At 56.6% G+C, this 23,339-nt stretch carries 21 protein-coding genes and 1 tRNA gene; 11 read left to right on the top strand and 11 right to left on the bottom strand.

What is annotated here, in order from left to right; genetic code table 11:
- Window positions 1-142 precede the first annotated feature (142 nt).
- Window positions 143-2,302 carry a bifunctional diguanylate cyclase/phosphodiesterase gene (locus tag SADFL11_RS01925; protein WP_008189324.1) on the top strand — a complete coding sequence of 720 codons (2,160 nt, stop codon included), beginning with the start codon at window positions 143-145 and terminating at the stop codon, window positions 2,300-2,302.
- A 58-nt stretch (window positions 2,303-2,360) separates the two neighbouring features.
- Here the strand turns inward: SADFL11_RS01925 and SADFL11_RS01920 are convergent, their stop codons facing one another.
- On the bottom strand, window positions 2,361-3,122 hold the full coding sequence (locus SADFL11_RS01920; protein WP_134852871.1) for a substrate-binding periplasmic protein: 762 nt from the start codon (window positions 3,120-3,122) through the stop codon (window positions 2,361-2,363).
- 340 nt (window positions 3,123-3,462) lie between these two features.
- Window positions 3,463-3,548: transfer RNA gene (locus SADFL11_RS01915), tRNA-Leu, on the bottom strand.
- 208 nt (window positions 3,549-3,756) lie between these two features.
- Between SADFL11_RS01915 and map the strand changes: the two genes are divergently transcribed.
- From map to SADFL11_RS01900, 3 genes are all read left to right on the top strand, one after another.
- Window positions 3,757-4,587 carry a type I methionyl aminopeptidase gene (map, locus tag SADFL11_RS01910; RefSeq protein WP_008195120.1) on the top strand — a complete coding sequence of 277 codons (831 nt, stop codon included), beginning with the start codon at window positions 3,757-3,759 and terminating at the stop codon, window positions 4,585-4,587.
- Window positions 4,588-4,595: 8 nt separating this feature from the next.
- Window positions 4,596-5,309 (top strand): RadC family protein, encoded by a 714-nt coding sequence (radC, locus tag SADFL11_RS01905; RefSeq protein ID WP_008194292.1) that lies wholly within the window; start codon window positions 4,596-4,598, stop codon window positions 5,307-5,309.
- 154 nt (window positions 5,310-5,463) lie between these two features.
- Window positions 5,464-7,743 carry a bifunctional diguanylate cyclase/phosphodiesterase gene (locus SADFL11_RS01900; protein WP_008191971.1) on the top strand — a complete coding sequence of 760 codons (2,280 nt, stop codon included), beginning with the start codon at window positions 5,464-5,466 and terminating at the stop codon, window positions 7,741-7,743.
- Between the two features lie 12 nt (window positions 7,744-7,755).
- Here the strand turns inward: SADFL11_RS01900 and SADFL11_RS01895 are convergent, their stop codons facing one another.
- Together SADFL11_RS01895 and ppdK are read right to left on the bottom strand one after the other, a co-directional pair.
- Window positions 7,756-8,706: an ArgK/MeaB family GTPase gene (locus SADFL11_RS01895; protein ID WP_040452256.1), complete on the bottom strand. Its 951-nt coding sequence runs from the start codon at window positions 8,704-8,706 to the stop codon at window positions 7,756-7,758.
- Window positions 8,707-8,748: 42 nt separating this feature from the next.
- Window positions 8,749-11,421 carry a pyruvate, phosphate dikinase gene (gene ppdK / locus SADFL11_RS01890; protein ID WP_134852870.1) on the bottom strand — a complete coding sequence of 891 codons (2,673 nt, stop codon included), beginning with the start codon at window positions 11,419-11,421 and terminating at the stop codon, window positions 8,749-8,751.
- A 281-nt stretch (window positions 11,422-11,702) separates the two neighbouring features.
- Between ppdK and SADFL11_RS01885 the strand changes: the two genes are divergently transcribed.
- Both SADFL11_RS01885 and SADFL11_RS01880 read left to right on the top strand, forming a co-directional pair.
- Window positions 11,703-13,496 (top strand): tetratricopeptide repeat protein, encoded by a 1,794-nt coding sequence (locus SADFL11_RS01885; protein ID WP_008197004.1) that lies wholly within the window; start codon window positions 11,703-11,705, stop codon window positions 13,494-13,496.
- 11 nt (window positions 13,497-13,507) lie between these two features.
- Window positions 13,508-14,389, top strand: coding sequence for a 4-(cytidine 5'-diphospho)-2-C-methyl-D-erythritol kinase (locus tag SADFL11_RS01880; RefSeq protein ID WP_008192671.1), 882 nt, complete (start codon window positions 13,508-13,510; stop codon window positions 14,387-14,389).
- A gap of 180 nt (window positions 14,390-14,569) precedes the next feature.
- Here the strand turns inward: SADFL11_RS01880 and SADFL11_RS01875 are convergent, their stop codons facing one another.
- A complete protein-coding gene (locus SADFL11_RS01875) occupies window positions 14,570-15,586 on the bottom strand; it encodes a polyprenyl synthetase family protein (RefSeq protein ID WP_050775976.1) in 1,017 nt (338 codons plus the stop codon).
- 177 nt (window positions 15,587-15,763) lie between these two features.
- Here SADFL11_RS01875 and SADFL11_RS01870 point away from each other — a divergent pair, with 177 nt between their 5' ends.
- Window positions 15,764-15,994, top strand: a complete 231-nt coding sequence (locus SADFL11_RS01870) for a putative signal transducing protein (RefSeq protein ID WP_008191267.1) — start codon at window positions 15,764-15,766, stop codon at window positions 15,992-15,994.
- A gap of 8 nt (window positions 15,995-16,002) precedes the next feature.
- A complete protein-coding gene (locus tag SADFL11_RS01865; protein ID WP_040452259.1) occupies window positions 16,003-16,818 on the top strand; it encodes a tRNA1(Val) (adenine(37)-N6)-methyltransferase in 816 nt (271 codons plus the stop codon).
- 11 nt (window positions 16,819-16,829) lie between these two features.
- Here the strand turns inward: SADFL11_RS01865 and SADFL11_RS01860 are convergent, their stop codons facing one another.
- The 3 genes from SADFL11_RS01860 to SADFL11_RS01850 all read right to left on the bottom strand — a co-directional run bounded on the left by SADFL11_RS01860 (window position 16,830) and on the right by SADFL11_RS01850 (window position 18,082).
- Window positions 16,830-17,102 carry an usg protein gene (locus SADFL11_RS01860; RefSeq protein ID WP_008191401.1) on the bottom strand — a complete coding sequence of 91 codons (273 nt, stop codon included), beginning with the start codon at window positions 17,100-17,102 and terminating at the stop codon, window positions 16,830-16,832.
- Between the two features lie 148 nt (window positions 17,103-17,250).
- The gene (locus SADFL11_RS01855; RefSeq protein ID WP_209002715.1) at window positions 17,251-17,553 is read right to left on the bottom strand and encodes a c-type cytochrome; all 303 of its coding nucleotides are present in this window, start codon (window positions 17,551-17,553) and stop codon (window positions 17,251-17,253) included.
- 112 nt (window positions 17,554-17,665) lie between these two features.
- Entirely contained in the window at window positions 17,666-18,082 is a 417-nt protein-coding gene (locus tag SADFL11_RS01850; RefSeq protein WP_040452260.1) for a rhodanese-like domain-containing protein, read from the bottom strand.
- A gap of 90 nt (window positions 18,083-18,172) precedes the next feature.
- Between SADFL11_RS01850 and ftrA the strand changes: the two genes are divergently transcribed.
- Genes ftrA through SADFL11_RS01835 form a run of 3 tightly spaced genes read left to right on the top strand, consistent with a single transcriptional unit; the run spans window position 18,173 to window position 21,409 of the window.
- Complete coding sequence (gene ftrA, locus SADFL11_RS01845) at window positions 18,173-19,183, top strand: transcriptional regulator FtrA (protein WP_008192308.1); 1,011 nt, start codon at window positions 18,173-18,175, stop codon at window positions 19,181-19,183.
- A 58-nt stretch (window positions 19,184-19,241) separates the two neighbouring features.
- The gene (locus tag SADFL11_RS01840) at window positions 19,242-20,180 is read left to right on the top strand and encodes an AAA family ATPase (RefSeq protein ID WP_008190878.1); all 939 of its coding nucleotides are present in this window, start codon (window positions 19,242-19,244) and stop codon (window positions 20,178-20,180) included.
- A gap of 17 nt (window positions 20,181-20,197) precedes the next feature.
- Entirely contained in the window at window positions 20,198-21,409 is a 1,212-nt protein-coding gene (locus tag SADFL11_RS01835) for a vWA domain-containing protein (protein WP_040450776.1), read from the top strand.
- A gap of 130 nt (window positions 21,410-21,539) precedes the next feature.
- Here the strand turns inward: SADFL11_RS01835 and SADFL11_RS01830 are convergent, their stop codons facing one another.
- The 3 genes from SADFL11_RS01830 to SADFL11_RS01820 form a co-directional block, all read right to left on the bottom strand.
- Entirely contained in the window at window positions 21,540-22,259 is a 720-nt protein-coding gene (locus tag SADFL11_RS01830; RefSeq protein WP_008194564.1) for an LrgB family protein, read from the bottom strand.
- A complete protein-coding gene (locus SADFL11_RS01825) occupies window positions 22,259-22,621 on the bottom strand; it encodes a CidA/LrgA family protein (protein WP_008191073.1) in 363 nt (120 codons plus the stop codon). Before SADFL11_RS01825 ends, SADFL11_RS01830 begins: the two co-directional genes overlap by 1 nt.
- A 108-nt stretch (window positions 22,622-22,729) precedes the next feature.
- A complete protein-coding gene (locus SADFL11_RS01820) occupies window positions 22,730-23,242 on the bottom strand; it encodes a L,D-transpeptidase (protein ID WP_040450777.1) in 513 nt (170 codons plus the stop codon).
- Window positions 23,243-23,339 lie beyond the last annotated feature (97 nt).

Genomic DNA, 23,339 nt, shown 5'->3' with positions numbered 1-23,339 from the left:
TGCTTAGTTTAAAATTGGACCAATTGATTCAGATTTCTGTAGCAATTGCCCGGTAACCTTCGAGGGTATCTGTGTCGTGGGCTCGCACTGCGCGAATTTGACAAGGATAGCCGCCATTACAAGCTTTGGAATTCACTCGTTGGTGGTCCGGATCAGTCTGATACTTGGTGTCGCTGTCTTACTCAGCATCGGCCTTGTTTCCGGTATCAGCTATTTTGAAATTGCAAGGACGACTAAAGAAAATTCGACCATTCGCATTGACCGCGCGGCCAAGACCGCAGCGGCAGTGATCCGTTACGGCACGGACCGCGCAGTCGACCCCGTCAGCGACGAGGACGGCAAGCCGCAAGTCTTGACCTTGACCGCGCTTTACGAAGGCTCCTCAGAACTTCACCCAAATGACTTGTTTGATGAGCTCGTACTGGCGATCGGCAAGAGCAATCAGGGCGCGGCCAATATCTTCAGCTATTCAGAAAAGACTGGTTTGTTCGACCGGATTGCAACGACTTTCCGCAAGCCGGATGGCAGCATGCCACCACCGTTCTCTATCAAACCCGGACACCCCGCGTATTCAAACCTCGTTAACGGCGTTCCATTCATTGGGAACGTCCCTGTTCAAGGACGTCTGCGCCTTGCCTATTTGATGCCGATCGTCGACCGCGAAAGCGCCCTGAAGGGAGCAGCGGCTGTCGATGTCGGCTGGGCCGACGATCTGACGGTGGCGCAAAACCGGCTCAGCGCGCGCCTTTTCACAGCGGCTGCATTGGTACTCTTTGCCGTTATGCTGGTGGGCGGGATCTTGTTGCGCCAACAAATGCTGCCTTTGCGCCGTCTCGCAGCGGCCGCCCACAGACTAGCCTCGGGTGAACCTCAAGCTTCATTCCCTTGCGCGGACCGTCCGGACGAGATCGGCGACCTCGCGCATGGATTGGCCAGAGTGACCGAGCTTCAGGAACGGCTCCATAAGCTGGCTTATGTCGATCCGGTTACAACAGGCGGCAACCGCACGAAATACTTTGCAGATCTTGCAGACGCCCTCGAACGCGCAGCGTTAGACGACAAAAAGACGGCCCTTATTCAGCTGGACTTTATCGGCTTTGCCAAAATCAATGACACGTTTGGACAGAAGGCAGGTAACCGTGTCCTGATGCAAACCTACACCCGCCTCCGCCGCCTTTTGGGAGAAAGCGCAAAGGTCTCCAGAATTTCGGCCGATGACTTTTGTATTCTGCTTCCGCTTGATGAGCGCAGCGATCTAGCTGCTGACTTTGCAGCCGGTATCATTGACGCCCTGTCTGTGCCCTTCCAATTGGACGAAGGTGAAATCAGGGTCGATCCGCTCATTGGCATCGCGCTATTGCCCCAGGATGCCCACGATGTAGAAACCGCCCACCGGGTGGCTGGGATTGCTTTAAGGGCAGCCAAAGATGCGGCTCACCAACAGCATATGTTCTTCTCCGCGCCGCTCAATGACCGGGTTCAAAGCGAAATGCTCCTTGAAACCCGGCTCAGAACGGCGCTCGCTACAGGTCAATTGGAACTCCACTATCAGCCCCAAGTGAACCCTGCCAATGGCGACCTGATCGGTTTGGAGGCCCTCATTCGCTGGCCGGACGGGCAAGGCAACTGGATACCGCCTTGCGACTTCATTTCACTTGCAGAAAAGACCGGCCTGATCATCGATCTTGGTCACTTCGTGCTCGATGAAGCTTGCCGGCAGGCGGCACACTGGCTCACCGCCGGATTCGAGTTCGGGCATGTCTCGGTCAATGTGTCTCCGATAGAGTTTCAGCAACCGAACTTTGCGAGCAATGTCCGGAAGGTCCTGGAACGCTATCAGCTTCCCCCGCGCACTTTGTGTCTTGAAGTCACCGAGAACGTGTTTGTCGATACCAGCGAACGGCTTGTTCTTGATCTTCTGTTTGAACTTCAAACCATGGGGGTCTTGCTGTCACTGGATGACTTTGGGTCCGGATATTCGTCCTTGAGCTACCTGCACAAACTGCCTTTCCAGGAACTCAAGATTGATCGCGCATTTCTTCAAGATGCGGACCTCTACCCACAGAAGAAACAACTCTATCAAGCCATCGTCGGGTTGGGCAAAAGCCTTGGCCTCAGGGTCGTTGCTGAAGGCGCAGAGACTGAAGGCGAGTACTTGCTGACGGTGGGTTTGGAATGCGACAGCCTGCAGGGCTATTTCTGCGCCCGCCCGCTTCCGGCGAAAGACATTCCGGACTGCTGCCTCTCCATTAGTGAAGCACTGAACTCCGACCGGCTGCAATCTATACGTAAACGCGCTTGAAACCCGCGATGCAAGCGCATTCGCGCTACCTGACCTCGGGCTCGAATTCATGAAGACATCAGTTGCCGGTCTCTTTCATGGACAGAAGGAAATCCGCCTTTGCCTGATCAAGGCGCGGCAATTTCTGCTGGAGCCGGTTCCATGCATCAGTTTTTGTGCTGTTTTTCGAAAACGCGAGATAGATGTCTGACACGCCAACCGGCCGGGCAAAGGGAGCGACCGTGTCCAGATCGATCCGATGTGCTTCCTCAATCGTCATGAGATGCGGCGCAACAAAACCATCGAGACGTTCAAGATGCACCGCAGTCAGCAATTCCTCTAGGCTGTCACGTGAGGCGATCCGGGCCTTGCCACTCTCTTCCAGCGCCCGGAAATTTGGATGCATGCGCCCGCTTGCGATTTTTCCGATGGACAGACCGTGCAATTGGGTGACGTCACCGGTGAAATTGTAGGACGGGTTTTTCTTCGCGAAAATCATCATTTCAAATTGGGTGATTGGATTTGTTGGATAGTGGAGCCAATCCTCCCGCTCCGGTGTGTAGACCACCGGAAAAATCAGGTCCGCTGCGCCCTTGCGCACCTCGAGCTGAGCGCGGGGCCAGCTGGTTACTTCAAAATGGACCTGAACGTCAGATTCCGCTGCCGCCGTTTTGACCAGATCAACAAGCAGTCCGCGCGGCTCGTCATCCGGGCCGATTGAAAGATATGGCGGGGTTGAAAAGCCAACGATCAACAATCTGTTCTCGTCAGCAAGGCTTAACCCGCCAAACACCAGGGACAGCCACATTCCGGCAAGACATGCTGAAACCCGAAAAGCCAAAAAATCTGCTCCGCAACCGAGGGCTGAACGCCACCAATAGATACCGTAACGGAAATTTCGTTAATGCAAAACTGACAAGAGGACAAAAACAGAAGTAGACTTTTCCGGCACTTGGCCGTTTGAACACACTCTGGAAAGACGATCTCCCTGAAAACCGACCCAACGGCGACCAGCCACGACTACGAGAACATGCATCTCTTGGTTGATTGAGGTTCTGCAAGCCACGACAACGGCCGCAGTCTTACTGAGAATTGAAGGTCAGGAAGTTTTTTGGTGCAGCTGAGCGGCGCGATTTAGTCCTGCGCGCTAGTAAGCCGATGTCCGGTAGCACAACAGAGAATGGTGCGGGCGACGGGACTCGAACCCGTACAGCCTAGGGCCGAGGGATTTTAAGTCCCTTGTGTCTACCAGTTCCACCACGCCCGCAGTACCAACACCAAATCCCCTAGAGACTTTGCACCGTTTCTGCAAGCCAGCAGCGCAGTTTTCAAATGCTGTTTCTTTCCGGCCCTTTCACATCGGGGACTGGAAATTGCTACGTGCGGACTGTATGTGGACTTAAAGATCATGGTACGCTCCAACGTGCTGCAGCCGACAAGCTGCGCTGGGAGCCCAGAAGCGAGAACACAACTTTATGGTCACCTACATCGATGCCGCCGATGCCCCAATGAAAAACACGGGTCAGGTGCGCCTTTACGGACCTGAAGACTTTGATGGCATGATGAAAGCCGGGCAGCTGACGGCATCCTGCCTCGATGAGTTGGCCGATATGGTCAAACCGGGTGTGACCACACAAGAAATCGATGACTTCGTCTACCAGTACGGCATGGACCACAATGCCATACCGGCTACGCTGAACTATCGCGGCTACACAAAGTCCTCTTGCACGTCGATCAACCATGTCGTCTGTCATGGCATACCGAACAACAAGGCTTTGCGCGAAGGCGATATCGTCAACATCGACGTGACCTACATCCTGGACGGTTGGCACGGTGATTCCAGCAGGATGTATCCCGTCGGGCCGCTAAAGCGGGCTGCAGAACGCTTGATCGACGTAACCTACGAATCCTTGATGCGGGGCATTGAGGCGGCCAAACCGGGCAATACGACCGGTGATATCGGCGCGGCCATCCAGACTTATGTCGAGGCGCAACGCTGTTCTGTTGTCCGCGATTTCTGCGGTCATGGCCTTGGGCGGTTGTTCCATGATACGCCAAACATTTTGCACTATGGGCGCCCCGGCGAAGGCGTGGAACTGAAACCCGGCATGATTTTTACAATCGAACCGATGGTCAATCTCGGACGGCCGAACGTGAAGGTCTTGAGCGATGGCTGGACGGCTGTGACACGCGACCGCTCGTTATCTGCCCAGTTTGAACATTCTATTGGCATCACCGCGGACGGGTGTCAGAGTTTCACAACGTCACCCAAAGGTTTCCACAAACCAGGGCTGCCCAACGCCTAAGGAGGCTCATGAGCGAACCGGACGCCGGTTTCTCCGAAAAACCTTCGGCAGATACCGGTACAAAAGGACACCGCCAAAGACTGCGGGAACGGTTTCGTAAAACAGGTGAGAACAGTCTCGCCGACTATGAACTTCTGGAGTTTCTTTTATTCTCCGCCCTGCCCCGTCAGGACACCAAACCAATCGCCAAAGCCCTGTTGAAACGCTTTGGATCTTTTTCTGCCGCTTTGTCTGCGCCGCGCCCGAGATTGAAGGAAATCAAAGGCTTGTCAGACAACAGCATCGACACCCTGCACGCCATTCATGCGGCCATCGCCAGGTTCCATACCGCAGAACTGAGGGAACGGGAGCTGCTCGATTCCTGGTCCAAAGTGATGGACTATCTGCAAGCCCGCATGGCCATGTCCGAGGTCGAACAATTCCGGGTTCTCTTTCTCGACAAGAAGAACGGGCTGATTGCCGATGAACTGCAGCAAACCGGAACCGTTGACCATACGCCCGTCTATCCCCGAGAGGTTGTGCGTAGAGCTCTGGAACACGGTGCGACAGCAATCATTCTGGTCCACAACCATCCGTCAGGAGACCCCACGCCCTCGCGGGCAGACATCCAAATGACCCGGCAATTGGTCGACATCGCCAAGCCCCTTGGCATCGAGATTCACGACCACATAATCGTTGGCCTCAGATCTCAGGTGAGTTTCAAAGGATTACAACTCATTTAGGACTTGATCCAGCAGGCTAAAACGGATCCAAGGCCCTCTGTGCCAATCATTTTTTGGCGTGCATACAATTTACCTAAATACATTTTTTACCATCAATGTCGGTCAATCCTTAACTGTCTGTATCAATAATGCTTCTGTCAAACAGGGCCAGTCAATGCAGACCAAACTGAAGAATTCAGGTGGGCGTATCGCCAATGTCATCATCATACCGTTGGTGACACTGGTGTTTCTGTCCGTCGCCGGGATCTTCTTCCTCATGCACTGGTCGGCGCGCATCTCCGATGACAGCGCCCAGCAGTCACAGCTGCAACTGATCTCCGGAGCACTGCAACTGGTTTCCGACGATCTGGCACGCCAGCAATCCGGTGTCGCCACCTGGGATGCGGCTTTTCACATAACGAACGCGCCCAATCTGGATCAGGAGTGGGTGTTCGACAACATGACCCATTGGCTCTATGCCAACCACGGATTTACAAAATCAGCAGTGGTTGGAAAGGACTATGCCGTCAAGGCACTGTTTGCGCATGACCACAACAACAGTTGGCTCACACCGGACCTTCTCGCCCGTTTGAAGCCCGCCATTGCGAAAGTCCGCGCCCGCTATATCATCTCGTTCCGGAAGCTTCCCTCTGGACTTTACAGCTATGAACCGAGCCAACGGGATCAACGTTATTCGATCTTCGAAACCGGCGTTGTTTCAGTGAAGGGGGAACCGCATCTCTTTTCGGTTGCTGCAATTGCCCGGCAAATTCAGTCGGTAATTCCTAAGCGGGTTCCTCCGACGGTCATGATTAGCCTCGCGCCACTGCGCGGTGAAAAGATGTCTGAGATCATGCATATGACCAGGCTTGACGGCTTCATCCTTGCACAAAAACAGACTGACCGTGAGGGCATCGGCCAGCTGAGACTGCGCGGACCGACAGGAGCGCCCATCGGGGTCATTGCCTGGCAAGTGGACCGGCCGGGCACACAAATGCTGACACGGATCAATCCGTTCCTCGGGATGGCCGCCTTCATGATTACGGCGGTGGTAATCGCTGTAACGGCTTTCACCCGCCACATGACCAAGCGCCTTGCCGTCAGCGAAGCGCAGGCCGTGCATACGTCGCGCCACGACGCCTTGTCCGGTTTGCCCAACCGTGCCCATTTTCACCGGTTGTTGACGGATATGCTTCAGGACACCAACAGCCGGGGGCGGGAAACCGCTGTCATCTACATCGATCTCGATCACTTCAAAGATATCAACGATACGCTCGGTCACTCGGCTGGAGACATGGTCATCGTCGCCGTTGGCAAGCGTCTGACACACGTCTTGGGCGATAACGGCATTGTCGCGCGGATTAGCGGCGATGAATTCGCGATGGTGATTCCCAATTCCAAAAGTGACGAGTGGCTGGAATACATCCTCGATCAAATCCAGGATGAAATTTCCCAACCGATCAAAATCGGCGCCCGCGAATTGCATGCGAGCCTTTCTATTGGCGCGTCTGTTGCACCACGTGATGGCATCGACCCGGACGAGTTGCTGCGCAAGGCGGATATCGCCCTGTACGATGCAAAGGAAAATGGCCGGAACCGTCGCTCCTTCTTCGAAGCCAATATGGAAGACCATGTCCAGTCGAAGGACAAGCTCTCGCGCGAATTGCGGATGGCGCTGAAAAACGACGAACTCACTCTCGCCTACCAGCCGCAATCCGACACCGCGGCACAACGTATTGTGTCCGTGGAAGCGCTCGCCCGCTGGACCAAGGAGGACGGTACTGTCGTTTCTCCGGCGCAGTTCATTCCCGTTGCCGAAGAGACCGGTCTGATCAACGAACTCGGTCTTTGGGTTCTGAACAAGGCCTGCGCCAAGGCTCACGACTGGCCGGATGTGGTTATGTCGGTCAACGTGTCGCCCAATCAGTTCAAGCACCCACGTTTTGTCGAAAAGGTCATGGCGATTCTGGCCACAAACAACCTGGCACCTCAGCGCCTGGAAATCGAAGTCACGGAAAGCGTTTTTGCCGGCCGCAACGACACTGTTTTGAAGTCTCTGCGGCGCTTGAAGAACCTGGGCATCAAGGTCGCGCTGGATGACTTTGGCTCCGGCTACTCGAGCCTCAGCTACTTGCGCCGGTTCCCATTTGACACCTTGAAAGTGGATCGTGATTTCCTGTCTGACATGGACGGAAATCCGGAGGCAGAGGCCATCATCGTATCCATCATTCAGCTCGGCAAGGCCCTTGGAATGACGATCGTTGCCGAGGGAATCGAGACCATCGAGCAGATCCGTTTCCTCCAGGCCCACGGCTGTCATCGCATGCAGGGCTATTTCATTTCTCAGCCGCTCAATGAGACCGACCTTGCGAAGTTCCTTGAGGACTTCAAAAAGGAACATGGTGGCGATTTCGGACGCGAATTTGCGTTCAAGATGCGTGCAGCCGAAGTCTGACCACCTGTAACTTCAGGTTACCGGCGGCAGGCAGGCGTCCATTTTTTCCGAAAATTCGGAGAAACAGGAGAACGGCGCATGGTGTGCCTGACCCTCGGCAAGGTCTTGGCAGATCCTCAGACCCGATTGCCCATACTCAGACAGCACCCGGTCACGGAACCAGGCGCTGTGTTGCGAGGCCCGGCGGGCAGCCAACCTGCCATTGGTCTGCAGATAATCGAGATGGGCTTTGACCTGATCAATCAGCGCCTCCATCCCCTCTCCTGTTTGCGAAGAGACAAGACCCACAGGCACGATCCAGTTCTTTGATCCGGTGGGCGACAGCGTGAGTGCACCTTTGACATCAGCGGCTGCACGCCGTGCCGCAGCCCCCATATCAGCCTTGGTCACAGCGACCACATCCGGTAGTTCCATGATGCCGGCCTTCATGAATTGAAGACTGTCACCCGATCCTGGCTGAATACACAAAAGCACTGTGTCGGCAGCCTGTTTGAGGTCCCCCTCGGATTGACCGATCCCCACCGTCTCCACGATCACATGATCGAACGCAGCCCTCAACACTGCAATGGCGGCAACCGAATGATCAGACAACCCACCCAGGCGGTCGCGCGCGGCCATGGAGCGCACAAAAATCTGATCATCGTTAGGGTCTGTTTTCAGACGGGTCCGGTCTCCAAGGAGCGCACCGCCGGTAATTGCGGACGATGGGTCGACCGCAAGAACCGCAACACCGCCGCCAGCATCCCGAAAGGCACGGATGAGTGCATCGGTCAGCGTTGACTTGCCCACGCCCGGCGGGCCTGTCAGACCAAGGACATGGCCTTTGGCCTGAGCTGCAATCCGATCCAGAAATGCAGCCGTCTCCGGTTTATCGGTGTCCGTCTCGATCCGGGTGAGAACGCGGGATAAAACCCGTTTCCCCCCGGATCTTAACGCATCAACGTCCGGAAAAGGCTCAGGCATGATGCCGGCCCCTTTCACCAATGCGCTGCAAACGCCTGCTCATCAGTTCCCGGACGCCTTGCGCAGGGCAGCTTGTGCGGCGGCCAGACGCGCGATCGGCACCCGGTAAGGTGAACAGGACACATAGTCCAGATCGACGCTCTCGCAGAAGGTGATTGAGGAGGGATCACCGCCATGTTCACCGCAGATACCGAGCTTTATGTCAGGACGGGTGGACCGGCCACGTTCAACACCAATCTTGATCAACTCCCCAACACCTTCCGGATCCAGGGACACGAAAGGATCCTGCTCAAGGATGCCTTTCGTCTGATAGGTTCCGAGGAATGATGCCGCATCATCACGGGAGATCCCGAACGTGGTCTGCGTGAGATCGTTTGTGCCGAAGGAGAAGAACTCAGCGCTTTCAGCAATCTCCGCCGCCTTGAGCGCGGCGCGCGGCAACTCGACCATTGTGCCCACCTGATAGGTAAGCTCTGCCCCGGTTTCCTCAATGACGGCCTTGGCCATTGCCTCAATGCTGGACCGGACAAGATCCAGTTCCCCCTTGAGACCGACTAGCGGCACCATAATCTCCGGAACCACCGGAGCCCCCGTGGCCTTGGCTGCAGCGACCGCAGCTTCAAAGATCGCCCTTGCCTGCATTTCCGCGATTTCCGGATAAGACACCAGCAACCGGCAACCACGATGGCCGAGCATAGGGTTGAATTCTTCGAGCGACAGTGCGCGATCACGCAAAAGCTCTGGATCCGCACCCATCGCCGTCGCTACGTCCTTCAGTTCCTCATCCGTCTTTGGCAGGAACTCGTGAAGCGGCGGATCGAGAAGACGGATCGTAACCGGCAGGCCGTGCATGATTTCAAAGAGATCCGTGAAATCCTGACGTTGCATTGGAAGCAGCTTTGCAAGTGCCGCGCGGCGGCCTTCCTCAGTTTCTGCAAGGATCATTTCACGAACTGCAAGGATGCGATCACCCTCAAAGAACATATGCTCAGTACGGCAGAGACCAATCCCTTCAGCGCCGAATTCACGCGCGACCTTGGCGTCCTGCGGCGTTTCCGCATTGGTCCGGACAGTCATCCGGCGGCCGCGATCCGCCCAGCCCATCAGCGTTCCGAAGTCGCCGGAAAGCGTCGGCTGCAGCATCGCGACTTCGCCTGCCAGGATTTGACCGGTGGCGCCATCAATCGTGATGATATCGCCTTCTTTGAGCTGCCGGCCGCCCACATTGATAACCTGATTGCGATAGTCAATCCGCAGCCCACCGGCTCCGGCCACACAGGGTTTGCCCATACCACGCGCAACAACAGCGGCGTGGCTGGTCATTCCGCCGCGGCTCGTCAAAATGCCCTCAGCGGCATGCATGCCGTGGATGTCTTCCGGGCTGGTCTCAACACGTACGAGGATCACCTTCCGGCCGTCACCCTTGGCTTGTTCTGCGGCATCTGAGGTGAACACGATTGCACCCGATGCCGCACCCGGAGAGGCCGGCAACCCGGTCGACAGGATGTCACGCTCAGCCTTCGGATCGATAGTCGGGTGCAACAGCTGATCAAGTGCGCCGGGCTCGACACGGAACACAGCTTCTTCTTCTTCCAGCATGCCTTCTGCGACCATATCGACAGCGATCTTCAGCGCCGCCTTGGCGGTCCGCTTGCCCGCGCGGGTCTGCAGCATCCAGAGCTTGCCTTGCTCAATTGTGAATTCCAGATCCTGCATGTCCTTGTAGTGGCGTTCCAGCCTGGTGCAATAAGACCGGAACTCCGCAAAAGCCTCCGGCATCAGAGCTTCAAGCGACGGATTGGAAGATCCCGCTTCAACGCGGGCCTTTTCGGTAATGTCTTGTGGTGTCCGGATACCGGCCACAACGTCTTCGCCCTGCGCGTTCACAAGGAACTCGCCATAAAGGCTGTTCTCGCCGGTGGACGGATTACGGGTGAAGGCAACGCCGGTGGCGGAATTCTCACCCATGTTGCCGAACACCATCGCCTGAACGTTCACGGCAGTGCCCCAGGAGGCCGGCAGATCGTGCAAACGGCGGTAGGTGACAGCACGCGGTGTCATCCAGGAACTGAAAACGGCACCAATAGCCCCCCAAAGTTGCTCTTGCGGGTCCTGCGGAAAGGGTTTGCCGAGTTCCGCTTCAACCAGCGCCTTGAACTTCTCGATGATGCCCTGCCAGGCCTCTGCGGTGATTTCTGTATCCAGAGTGAGGTCGTTGCGTTCCTTGTATTCCTCAAGGATGTCCTCGAACTCGTGATTGTCGACGCCGAGAACCACATCGGAATACATCTGAATGAAGCGGCGGTAGCTGTCATAAGCAAACCGAGCGTCACCGGATTCGCGGGCAATCGCTTCCACGGTGCCGTCGCTGAGGCCCAGGTTGAGGACCGTGTCCATCATTCCAGGCATTGACGCGCGGGCACCGGAGCGAACAGACACCAGAAGCGGCCGGTCAGGATCGCCGAACTTCCGGCCGGTTGTTTCTCCAACCTTATCCATTGCCGCGGCCACCTCATCTGCGAGCGCCGGCGGATAGGACTTCTCGTTGTCGTAATAATAGGTGCAGACTTCGGTGGTGATCGTGAATCCGGGCGGCACCGGCAGACCGAGGCTGCTCATCTCAGCAAGGTTCGCCCCCTTACCACCGAGCAGGTTGCGCATGTCTGCTGCGCCTTCTGCAGAACCATTGCCGAACCCGTAGACCCACTTGGTCATATTCCAATTCCTCCGCATGGTGCCGGGAGTACTTTCGCCCCCGCCTGATATTGCACCGCACATACCTGCTACGGCGTTGAAACAGCATCAAGCCCTTTTTACCGGAAACGCGCCCTTTTAAGTCGTTAGTCTATGTTTTTCCGACGCAGGGCAAATGCGAAAGGATTTAAACCCTCAGAAAGTTATCCCCCTCACCTTGCCGCTCAGCCTTAATAGCGCCATTGTCGGTTTTCATACAGATGCGTCCCCCGTCACGGGAGCAATCAATTCTGCGAGGACCAATGACACAGTTGACCGGCGCCATTTCGAAGTCGATCCGAAAGCCGCTCAAATTGAAACTTCTGGCTCTTGCGAGCGCTGCTGCTCTGCTTCCGGCGACTGTTCTTGCGGACACAAATGCACAAGACGGCATTCCAAGAACGCTTGGAACTCCCGCCGAACTTCCCTTTACTTTGTCTGGCAGCTATCTTTCCGGGCGTCTCGCAGGCTTTCAAAAAGACTTTGCGCAAGCTGCTGCTTTTTACGAAGAAACCCTTGCCGCAGACCCATCCAATCCGATGTTGCTGGAGCGGACTTTTCTTCTGAAGCTCGCAAATGGTGATGTGGATGATGCGATCCGCTATGCCGCCGATCTCGATCGAGGCGTTCAGCGGAACTTCCTGGCACAGCTCGTCTTGGGCGCAAAGGATGTGCGCGACGGTAACTATGGCGCCGCAATCGAACTGCTGAAGGAGGGCCGGAATGGTCCGCTGGCTCAGCTTTCCGTCGGGATCGCGCGCGCTTGGGCCTATTACGGCGCTGGCCAGATCGACGAAGCAGCCGAGACCATCGACAACCTCCGCGGCCCGGAGTGGTTCGATGTCTTCAAGGAAACCCACAAGGCGCATCTTCTGTTTACAGCCGGCCGGAACGAAGCTGCACTTGAGGCTATCGAAAAAGCCTATGAGATGGATCAAGGGGCAATCCGCGTCGTTGATGCCCACGCCCGCCTCCTCGCAGCCAATGGCCGCCAGCAGGATGCGCTGAAGGCGCTTGATCAGTTCGACCGGCAATACCGGGGCCATCCGCAATTGGACCGGACCCGTGAGATGATTGTATCAGGCGCTGTCATCCCGCCGACTGTTAGCGACCCGTCTGTCGGCATGGCCGAGATCCTATACGGACTGGGCGCCGTGATCGGCCGTGATGGCGGAGAGGAATTGTCTACCTCCTACCTTCAGCTGGCACTTTATCTTGATCCAGCTGCAGAATATGCAGCGGTTGCGCTCGGCAACGTCTTTGAGCGGATGGATCAGCCTGACCGTGCCATCGAAGCCTTGATGATGGTGCCTGACGACAGTGCCTTGAAGCGGGAAGCCGAGATTCAGGTCGGGCTGAATTTCAATGCTCTCGATCAGGTGGACGAAGCCCGCGCTCATTTGGCGGCGCTCATCGAAAACGACCCGGGTGACTTGGAAGCCGGGATTGCACTCGGCAATGTCCTGCGGTCTCACGAACTCTACGAGGAAGCCGAACAGGTTTATTCTGCATCCATCGACACGATTGAGACTCTAGAACAGCCGCATTGGCTGATCCTTTATTTCCGAGGCATCAGCCGGGAGCGCCTGGACAAATGGGACGAAGCTGAAGCCGATTTCCGCAAAGCGCTTGAGCTGGAAGAAGAGCAGCCTCTTGTCCTGAACTACTTAGGCTATTCCCTCGTGGATCAGGGCCTGAAACTCGATGAAGCGCTTCAGATGATCAAGACGGCCGTCGAACTGCGTCCGACTGATGGTTACATCGTCGACAGCCTGGGCTGGGTCTACTACCGGCTTGGCCGCTATGAGGAAGCTGTCACGGAGCTGGAACGCGCGATCGAACTGCGGCCAGCTGATCCGGTGATCAACGACCATTTGGGCGACGCCTACTGGAAGGTTGGCCGGCGTAACGAGGCGCGGTTTCAGTGGAACCATGCCCGGGATCTTGACCCAGAAGACGATGAACTTCCCAAAATTCTCGACAAGATCGAGAACGGCTTGCCGGACCCAGCGAACACGGACGCTGCGAACGCCGCCAATGACAACAACGGCGGCTGACCGGACTAATCATGCCAGACCACCAGCAAACGGCTGTCCGGGCAGAACTCGCCCGGGCCAAAGTGAACCTTGCCCTTCACATCACCGGTCAACGCAATGACGGCTATCATTTGTTGGAGTCGCTCGTTGCTTTTCCGCAGATCGGTGACCGGATTGCTCTTGAGCCGTCCGAGAAGCTGGAGCTGGACATAGACGGCCCGTTTGCCCGGGAACTGGATCTAGCTGGAGACAACAACCTAGTCTTGCGCGCAGTCCGGGGATTTGCCGAAAGGGCAAAGATCGACGTCCCGTCCGTCAAAATCACTTTGACCAAACGGCTGCCTGTAGCGTCCGGAATTGGGGGCGGGTCAAGCGATGCTGCGACCACGCTCCGCCTTTTGGAGGACGTGACCGGTGTTTATTTGAGCGATGCTGATCTTCATGAACTCGCCGCATCGCTCGGCGCAGATGTTCCGGTTTGCCTCACCCCCGAACCGCAAGTGATGCGGGGGATCGGCGAAGACCTCGCTGCTGCCCCACTCCTGCCTGCTTGCGGCATTGTTCTTGTCAATCCGAAGGTCACCCTCGAAACGCCGGACGTCTTCGGAGCCCTGGACAAAAAAAACAATCCGCAGCTGGCAAAAATGCCGGATGCGTTTGATGATATTGCCGCGTTAATCGCCTATTTGACGAACAGCCGCAATGACTTGCAAACGCCTGCCATGTCGGCATGTGGCGCGATCGGTGAGGTATTGAATTTCCTGCAAGGGGACAGCCGGATCCTCTTTTCACGAATGTCCGGTTCCGGCGCGACTTGTTTTGGCCTCTGTGCTCCAACGGAAATGCGCGCGATTGAAACCGATCTGCGCACCGCGCATCCCGATTGGTGGATCGCCTCTGGACCGCTGAGCTAAGGGAAGTGCCTCTCACAAATTAAAACGGCGCCCCAAAAGGACGCCGGATTAGTTCAGCAACAAGCCTGTAGAGCAACTACCGCCTTTTGCGGTCAACCGGGCGTCAGACTTCGCTGCCTTTACGCTCCGCTGCATACGCAAAGCCTGACAAGCAATGAAGCCAACGAACCGCAACACGCTTTAGCTTACACGCGCGATGCAGAACGCCACGGCATCTGCGAGAGCGTCCGTGTGAGCACACGCAGGCAATTGATCCAACGCTTTGAGGGCATTGTCGCCATAGGTCCGGGCCCGCTGAACGGTTTCCGCAATAGCGTCGAATTTTTTCAGGAGCTCGATGGCCTCGGCGAGATCATCATCCGTGACATTGTCGCCTTCCATACAGCGCTTCCAGAAGGCCCGATCCTGATCGGTGCCGCGCGCGACTGCAAGTACCACCGGCAGAGTGATCTTGCCCTCCCGGAAATCGTCTCCAACATCCTTGCCGAGATCCGCGGATGAGCCACCATAATCGAGTGCATCGTCCACCATCTGGAATGCGTAGCCAAGCTCTAGGCCGTAAGTTCGTGCAGCTTTGCGCATCACGTCATTTTGGCCGGCGATTTCCGGACCGACTTCGGCTGCAGCAGCAAACAGTGCTGCGGTCTTCGCCTCAATGACCCTCAAATACTCGGCTTCTGTCGTCTCGATGTTTTTCGACGCACCGAGCTGAAGCACTTCCCCTTCAGCGATAATGGCCGATGCCTCAGACAGAATGCGCAGTGCTTCCAGAGAGCCGGTGTCGACCATCATCTTGAACGCCTGGCCCAGGAGATAATCCCCCACCAGAACACTCGCCTGATTGCCCCAAAGCTTGCGGGCCGCAAGTTTGCCCCGGCGCATGTCGCTCTCGTCGACGACATCGTCATGAAGCAGCGTTGCTGTGTGCATGAACTCCACGCTGGCCGCGAGGATCACATGACCACTGCCTTGGTATCCGAACATGTCGGCAAAGGCGAGCGTCAGCATCGGACGCAAACGCTTGCCGCCAGAAGAAATCAGATGCTTTGCTATTTCCGGGATCAGATCCACATTGGACCCGGCCTTGGAAAGGATCAGTTCATTCACGTCCGCCATGCCGGGCGCCACCAGGTCCACGAGAGGCTGGATGCTTGCGCGAGGCGTTTCATTGTCAGACAAGGTTGCGACCACGGCCACTGACGGCACTCCTGTTACGATTTGTGCGGACAATATGGCGCGAATGTCTCCGGGGCAAGCCGCCTATCCGTTGACAAACTGTTGAAATGCCACAATCAGCATATTTTGCTGTAAAGCAGTTCCATGGAGAGCGTCCGGCAGCAGCGCGGGACAAAACCGGCAAGGGTCAGATTTATAATGGAAGAACTTGTAAGAACAAACGAACCTGTCCTGATCTCGTTTCTGGAATCGCTGCTTGGAGAGGCTGATATCAAGCATTTTGTCGCAGACGGCAATATGAGCATTCTGGAGGGCTCACTCGCCATGATTCCACGTAGGATTCTGGTCGACAGTGATCAGATCGAAAAAGCACGCATGCTCGTACGCGAAGCGGGATTGGAACACGAGTTGCGTCTTGAAGGCGAATGACGGCGGATATGACGGGCCAAAACCACCCCTCCAGCTCGGACAAGGATGTGGAGATTACCAGGGATGCCTTTTTGGGCGGCAAAGTCTATGTGCACCAGCCCAAACATGGCCGCCACCGCGCGGGACTTGATGCGGTTTACCTCGCCGCGGCTTTGCCCGATGGCCTGAGCGGTCACATTGTGGATCTCGGCGCAGGTGTCGGGACAGCGGGTTTTTGCGCAGCTGCCCGCTTGCCGGAGATTTCGGTCACCGCGGTAGAGCTCGATCAGACGGTCCTTGATCTTGCGCGGGAAGGTCTCACCGATCCTGCCAATAGCGCATTTGCCGACCGTATCCACCTCCTGGAAGCTGATATCACGGCCAAGGGACGTATGCGCCATGCAGCGGGACTTAAGTCCAGCATGGCTGATCACGTCATCATGAACCCGCCTTATTATGAGGCGAACCGGTTCCGCGCCTCGCCCAAGACGGCCCGTGCCGGAGCACATATGCTCGATGAGCGGGGCCTGGAACCCTGGGTAAAAACTGCAACTGACATTGTGAAAGTTGGCGGCACACTGACCATCATCTTTCGCGCAGACGGCTTAAGTGAAATTCTGAACGTCCTCTCTGGCCGGTTCGGTGCGATTGACGTGATCCCCCTGCGGCCACGTCCTGATGCAGCGGCAACACGTGTTCTGGTCCGGGCAGTGCGGGCGAGCAAAGCGCCGCTCACACTGCTGCCAGGCTTCGTTCTTCACGACGGTCCCGGCAACGAATTCACACCGGAGGCAAAAACCATCTTGCGGGATGGTCGCGGGCTCGGCATTCCGCTCCGCCGCTGACGGCTGACGCTCTAGTGCATCACGAATTCACCGTCGGCGTACCGAAATTCCGCTGGCTCGATCAGGTTCTGATGCGCAACGCGGACCGCATGGATCCGGCCCTCGATCTCCCGTTCCCAGAACGTTAAAAAACGGGTCAGCTCAGGGAATTTCGGTGCCAAATCCTCTGTCTGCCACAAGAAGGACTGCAACAACCTTGGGTGATCCGGCATCCGGTAGAGTATTTCCGCGGTCAGCAAACCGTATCCGAGCAACCGTTTTTCAAAGTCTGAATCAACTGTCATGCCACGTATTCCTTTCTCCTTAAGAAAAGTGTCGCAGCTAACAGGTTAACCAATTCTATGAAGGGGTGACAATTAGGCGAATTCTTGAGCTTTGGCAGCAAACTCAAATGAGTGCTAACAATTCACAAGATTTCCCGCTTAAAAATTGTCATTTTGCTTGGATGGACGTCAGATAGCCCAAAAAGGCATCAATGTCACCCGGCTCGAAGGCAATTTCTGGCATGTTTTCGTGCGCAGTGACGATGCCTTCAGCGAGGCTTTCTTCAAGACTATCCAGTGGATAAAGGCTGGAGAGCTCCCTGAACGGCGGCGCGCCTTCCAGGGCGCTTTCATCGTCAGCTGCCACAGCATGGCAGGCGGCACAATGGATCTCCGCTATTTCGCGGCCGCTCGCAAGACTGGCCGGATCCGTCGGATATATGCCACTGGCTGCAAGAGCCGGTCCGCTCAAGATACAAGCAATCAAGCCTGTCCAAAAAAGCGCATTGGTTCGCAAAACGAGTCTCCCTTCCCTCACTTGCGAATCTTATACGCGGCAGGTCAGGCTTGCGCCATACGCAGCTTTACTCTGCTGCAGCGGTCACTTCAGAACCAGCAAAAGCAAAGCCCTCATCTTCCCAACCGGTCAGACCGCCAATCATGATCTTTACGGGACGGCCGAGTTCTGCGAGCTTCACAGCAGCCCGATCTGCTCCGTTGCAATGTGGCCCAGCGCAATACGTCACAAAAACCGTGTCCTCTGGCCAATCCGTCATGCGCTCTGCCGTGATGTTCCGATGCGGCAAATGCAACGCCCCTGGAATATGCTTCCTTGCAAAGGTCTCGGCCGATCCGACGACGTGAAGAAGCACAAAGTCCACGCGGCCAGAGGCAAGGGCGTCTGCGACATCCGCGCAGTCCGTTTCAAAGCTAAGGCGTGCCGAAAAGTGACGGGCAGCGTCCGGGGAAGATGCTGGCGGGATATCGGTCACAAAACTCATGACTGGGCTCCTGTCTGTGTTGTTTGACCGGACCATAGCCAAAGGGTTTTCGACTGGCGTTTGGCAAGAAAGACAATTAACGTAAAAATCATGCCAAATACGGATCTTGCCTTTCAATCTCCGGCCAACGCACCCAACAAGCGCGTGGTCGCCCTTGCGTATGACGGCTTATGCCTATTCGAATTCGGCATTTGCTGCGAGCTCTTTGGCCTAAAACGACCGGAGATGGGAGAGGATTGGTACAGTTTTGAGGTGGCCAGCCTTGATCCGGGACAACCACTGAGGGCCTCTAATGGTGTCCGGGTGGAAGTGGATGGCGGTCTGGACCTCTTGAAAGAGGCAGGAACAATTCTCATTCCCGGCTGGTCCGGCATCAATGATCCGATCCCCGGGCGATTGCGAGATGCTCTTTGCCAGGCGCATGCCAACGGCGCGCGTTTGCTGTCGATTTGTTCGGGCGTCTTTGTGCTTGCTGCAACTGGCCTTCTAGAAGGCAAGCAAGTGACGACACATTGGCGGTATAGCGAGGCCTTGTCGGCGCGGTACCCGGATCTCGTGACCGTCCCCAATGTCCTTTATACCGACAACGGCCAGATCCTGACATCGGCCGGAAGTGCTGCAGGAATTGACCTCTGCCTTCATCTCATCCGCCGCGACTTTGGCCCATCAGCTGCAAACAGCGTGGCGCGGCGGCTTGTCGTTCCGCCCCACCGGGAAGGCGGACAGGCACAGTTCGTCGACACCAGTGTTCAGGTACCAAATGAAGCAAACCGCTTCGGCCCGTTGTTCGACTACCTGCGCGCAAATCTTTCAGGAAATCATACGATCAAGAGCCTCGCCGCACGGTCAGGCATGAGCGAACGGACATTTCTGCGCCGGTTTGAAAGTGCAACGGGAACGACCCCTGCCCGCTGGGTTACGCGTGTACGGCTTCAAAAGGCCAAGGACTTGCTCGAAGAAAGCGGTCTCTCAATCGACAAGATTGCAGATCAGACCGGGTTTGGGACGGCTGCTACAATGCGCCACCACTTCCGGGAAATGCTTGGCACTTCGCCGACCCGCCACAGGCGCCTGTTCCAAAGTACCAGCAAACAGACCTAGGCTCCGCCACCTGTTCGTTTATATATAGTCCAAAATCAATCACTCCTGGGAGCCGTTCATGCCGCAATCTGCCATTCCAGCGACGATCGACGAAACGCTCCAGTTGATGGACGAGGCCGGCTATGTTGCCGACCGGTCCCTTGCCACGGTTCTGCACCTTGCGCTGAAAATGAAACGTCCCTTGTTTCTAGAAGGCGAAGCAGGTGTCGGGAAGACCGAGATCGCAAAAGTGTTGTCATCAACACTTGGCCGCGACCTTATTCGCCTGCAATGTTACGAAGGGCTCGACATTGCGTCCGCGGTGTACGAGTGGAACTACCCGGCACAGATGGTTGAGATCCGGGTCGCGGAAGCCTCCGGCGATACCGAGCACTCCGAGCTTTCAAAGTCCATCTTCGATGAAAAATTCCTAATCAAGCGCCCGGTCCTTCAGGCCCTTGAGCCGTCTCTGAACGGCGCTCCAGTGTTTCTCATCGACGAACTGGACAGGGCGGACGAAGCCTTTGAAGCATTCCTTTTGGAAGTGCTCGCCGACAATCAGGTGTCCATTCCGGAGCTTGGCACCGTCAAGGCCGAGGAACCGCCGATCGTCATCATCACGACCAACCGGACCCGGGAAATCCACGACGCGCTTAAGCGCCGCTGTCTGTATCATTGGGTGGATTATCCAGACGCGGAGCGCGAACTGGAAATCGTCCGCCGCAAGGTGCCCGGCGCCTCCGAACGCCTGGCCGGTGAAGTTGTTGCCTTTGTCCAAAAGCTGCGCACGGAAGAAGACCTCTTCAAGCAGCCCGGTGTGGCAGAAACCCTTGACTGGGCCACCGCCCTTTCGGAGCTGAATGAAATCGCCCTTGATCCGGACATGGCCTCCGACACGCTCGGCGTTCTTCTGAAGTATCAGGACGACATCGAACGGGTCCGCGGCTCGAAGGTCCGGCAGATGATCGACGACATTCGCAAGGACGAACCGCGTCCCCAGTCCATGCCGGCCCTTTGAGCCAAGGCCGCGCCTCCATGACCGCAATCCGTTCCCGCATTACAGACAACATCGTTTATTTCGCCCGCACGCTGCGCAAGGCTGGCGTGCCGGTTGGCCCGGCTTCCGTGGTCGATGCGGTTCAGGCCGTCGAAGTGTCGGGCATCGGCAATCGCGATGATCTCTACTGGACCCTGCATGCCGTTTTTGTGCGCAAGCGGGAACATCGCATCCTGTTTGATGAAGCGTTCCGGGTCTACTGGCAAAGCCGGGGCTTGATCGAAAAGATGCTGGCGATCCTGTCACCTGTTGCTCCACCGAGAGGTGCACCCGAAAAGCCCAAGGCGGGGCAGACACGGGTTGCCCAGGCGTTTCAGGCCAACAAGGAACGGGTCGCGGAAGAAACCCGGCCGGAAATCGAGGTTGATGCCAAATTCACGGTGTCGGGCAAGGAACTCCTCCAGAGCAAAGACTTTGCCCAGATGACCGCCGAGGAGATCAATGACGCCAAAAAGGCGCTCGCCTCAATGGCGCTCACCATGGACAAAATCCGGCTCCGCAGGCTGGTCCCTGCACACTCTGGAAAGGTGGACCCGCGCCGCACCTTGCGGGCGTCGATGCGGGCCGGCGGGGATATCATTGACCTGAAGTTCCGCCAACCAGCCGAAAAGCGCCCACCGTTGGTCGCGCTCTGCGACATTTCCGGTTCCATGAGCCAATATTCACGCCTGCTTCTGCATTTCCTCCATGCGGTCACCGCCGAACGACGGGACGTGCATACATTCCTGTTCGGAACACGGTTGAGCAATGTTACGCGTCAATTGCGGATGAAGGATCCGGACGAAGCGCTGGAAGCGTGTTCTGAAGGGGTTCAGGATTGGTCCGGCGGCACGCGCATCGCCTCGGCTCTTCATGACTTCAACCGGCATTGGTCCCGGCGGGTCCTCTCCGGCAAACCGACCGTGTTGTTGATCACCGACGGTCTTGAGCGCGATTCCGATGAGGATCTGGCGCGCGAGATGGACCGGCTGCACCGGTCTTGCCGCCGCCTGATCTGGCTTAATCCGCTTCTGCGGTTCGAAGGCTTTGAAGCCAAGGCCAAGGGTATCCGGGCCATGCTCCCGCATGTCGATGAATTCCGGGCGGTGCACAGCCTTGAGGCCGTCGCGGACCTTGTCAGCGCACTAACGGGCAAACAGTCAGACAGCAAATCCGCAAATCCCAAGTCTTGGCTAAAGCGCCAGAGCTAAAAAAACCGCCGGCTCCGGTTGGGGCACACGGAACCAGCGGCATTTCGAGGAGGATCGTGCCGATCCGCGCATCACTATATTTTCATAGTTTCGAAAATATATGCGACACGCTGTCCCAAGGCTGCCCTGATCAGAAAAACAACTTCCAAACCAAGGGAAGAAGGGTCGCTGTTGCGAGGGCATTAAGCCCCATAGCGAGACCGGAAAATGCACCCGCCAATTCGCTGACTTGCAGCGCACGGGCTGTCCCAATGCCGTGTGACGCAGTACCGATGGCCAATCCGCGAGCGGCCATGTCCTTTACTCCCATCAGGTTCAATAGTAACGGACCAAGAGCAGCCCCAGTGATCCCGGTCAGGATCACCAGAACCGCCGTCAGCGACGGCAATCCACCCAGCTGTTCACTGATCCCCATCGCAACCGGCGCAGTCACCGACTTTGGCGCAAGGGACACCAGTGTTTCCTTGCTGGCCCCAAACAGAGCGGCAATGCCGACAGCACTGATGGCCGCCGTGAGAGACCCGGCAAGCAAACTGGCCAGAATCGCAATCGATGAGCGGCGGACCCGCTCAAGCTGCCGATAAAGTGGCAAAGCCAACGCCACTGTTGCGGGCCCCAACATGAAATGAACGAACTGGGCCCCTTCGAAATAGACCGAATATTGGGTATCGGTGACAAGCAGCAGGCTGACCAACAACACAACGGCGATCAGCACCGGATTGAGAAGCGGGTTAAATCCCGCACGCCGATAGATCCAGAAACCGACCTGATAGGCGACAAGGGTCAATGTCAGCGCCAGGAGCGGACTGGCGGAGAGATAAACCCAGATTTCCCGAAGTTCGCCCTCCATTATTCGGCCTCGCTGTCAGCAGCATCCGCAGTCCGCGACAAAAGGCGCATCACCACCGCTGTGACAGCAATTGTTGCAAGCGTGCTGCCGATCAGTGCCAGGGTTATGGCAAGCCCTTCTTCACCGATCAGAGTAATATGCAGCATGACGCCGACGCCGGCAGGAACGAACAAAAGGGAGAGGTTGGTCAAAAACGCATCGCCGACCGTTGCTAGTTCATCCGGGATACCGCCCTTGATCAGCAAGCCTGCCAGCAACAGAACCATACCGATCACCGGACCTGGGATCGGCAGTCCGCTCGCGACCGTGATCAGCTCACCAATGAGCTGACACGCCAAAATGACAGTCAGATAAAAAAGCATATGCGCCCCCAATGCCTTGCATGAAGGCACTACAGTGGCTTGGCGCTGGGAACCTGGCAAGGGCGCCTTCCAAGGAAGGTGACTTCACCCACGGAACGAAAGTGCCAGTCACGGCAACGCTATCACCGGCGTGCGGACCTGCACACGGCGGAACAAATCCTGGATATCGTGATTGGCCATCCGGATACAGCCATAGGAGACCGCACGCCCGATCGAGCCAGGACGGTTGGTGCCATGAATTGCGTAGTTGCCGTTTGACAGGGTCATGGCAGCGACGCCCATCGGGTTGTTTGGAGCACCTCCGCGGATCACGGTAGGAAGATGCGGGAAGTCCCGGCGCACTTCCGGCGACGGTGACCAGTCCGGCTTGATGTATTTCGCCGTGATCTGCGCCTGCCCTGTCCAGGACTTCTGACGTTTTCCGACGGCCACTTTGTAACGGATCGCCTGGCGTCCGTTCAGCACCAAATAAAGCCGCCGTTCGGAGTTCTTGATCACAATTGTGCCCGGCCGAAATTGATGGCCGGAAAAACCAACCACTTCTGCAGCTTGCGCTTTTTCTAAAGTCAAAGCGGCTGCAACGAACACAGCAAAGGCGAATAGCAAAGAAATGATACGCATCACACACCCAATCCTTAACGCTTGTTAAGAGTTTATGCATGAGCGCGGATGCGGCAAGTGGCACTTCAGAATACTTCAAACCATGGTGAACGGCGTT

Origin of the sequence: Roseibium alexandrii DFL-11, assembly GCF_000158095.2 — a bacterium.
Lineage (GTDB): Bacteria > Pseudomonadota > Alphaproteobacteria > Rhizobiales > Stappiaceae > Roseibium > Roseibium alexandrii.
The sequence above is the reverse complement of the archived record's forward strand: the minus strand, read 5'-3'. Positions and strand labels throughout refer to the sequence as shown.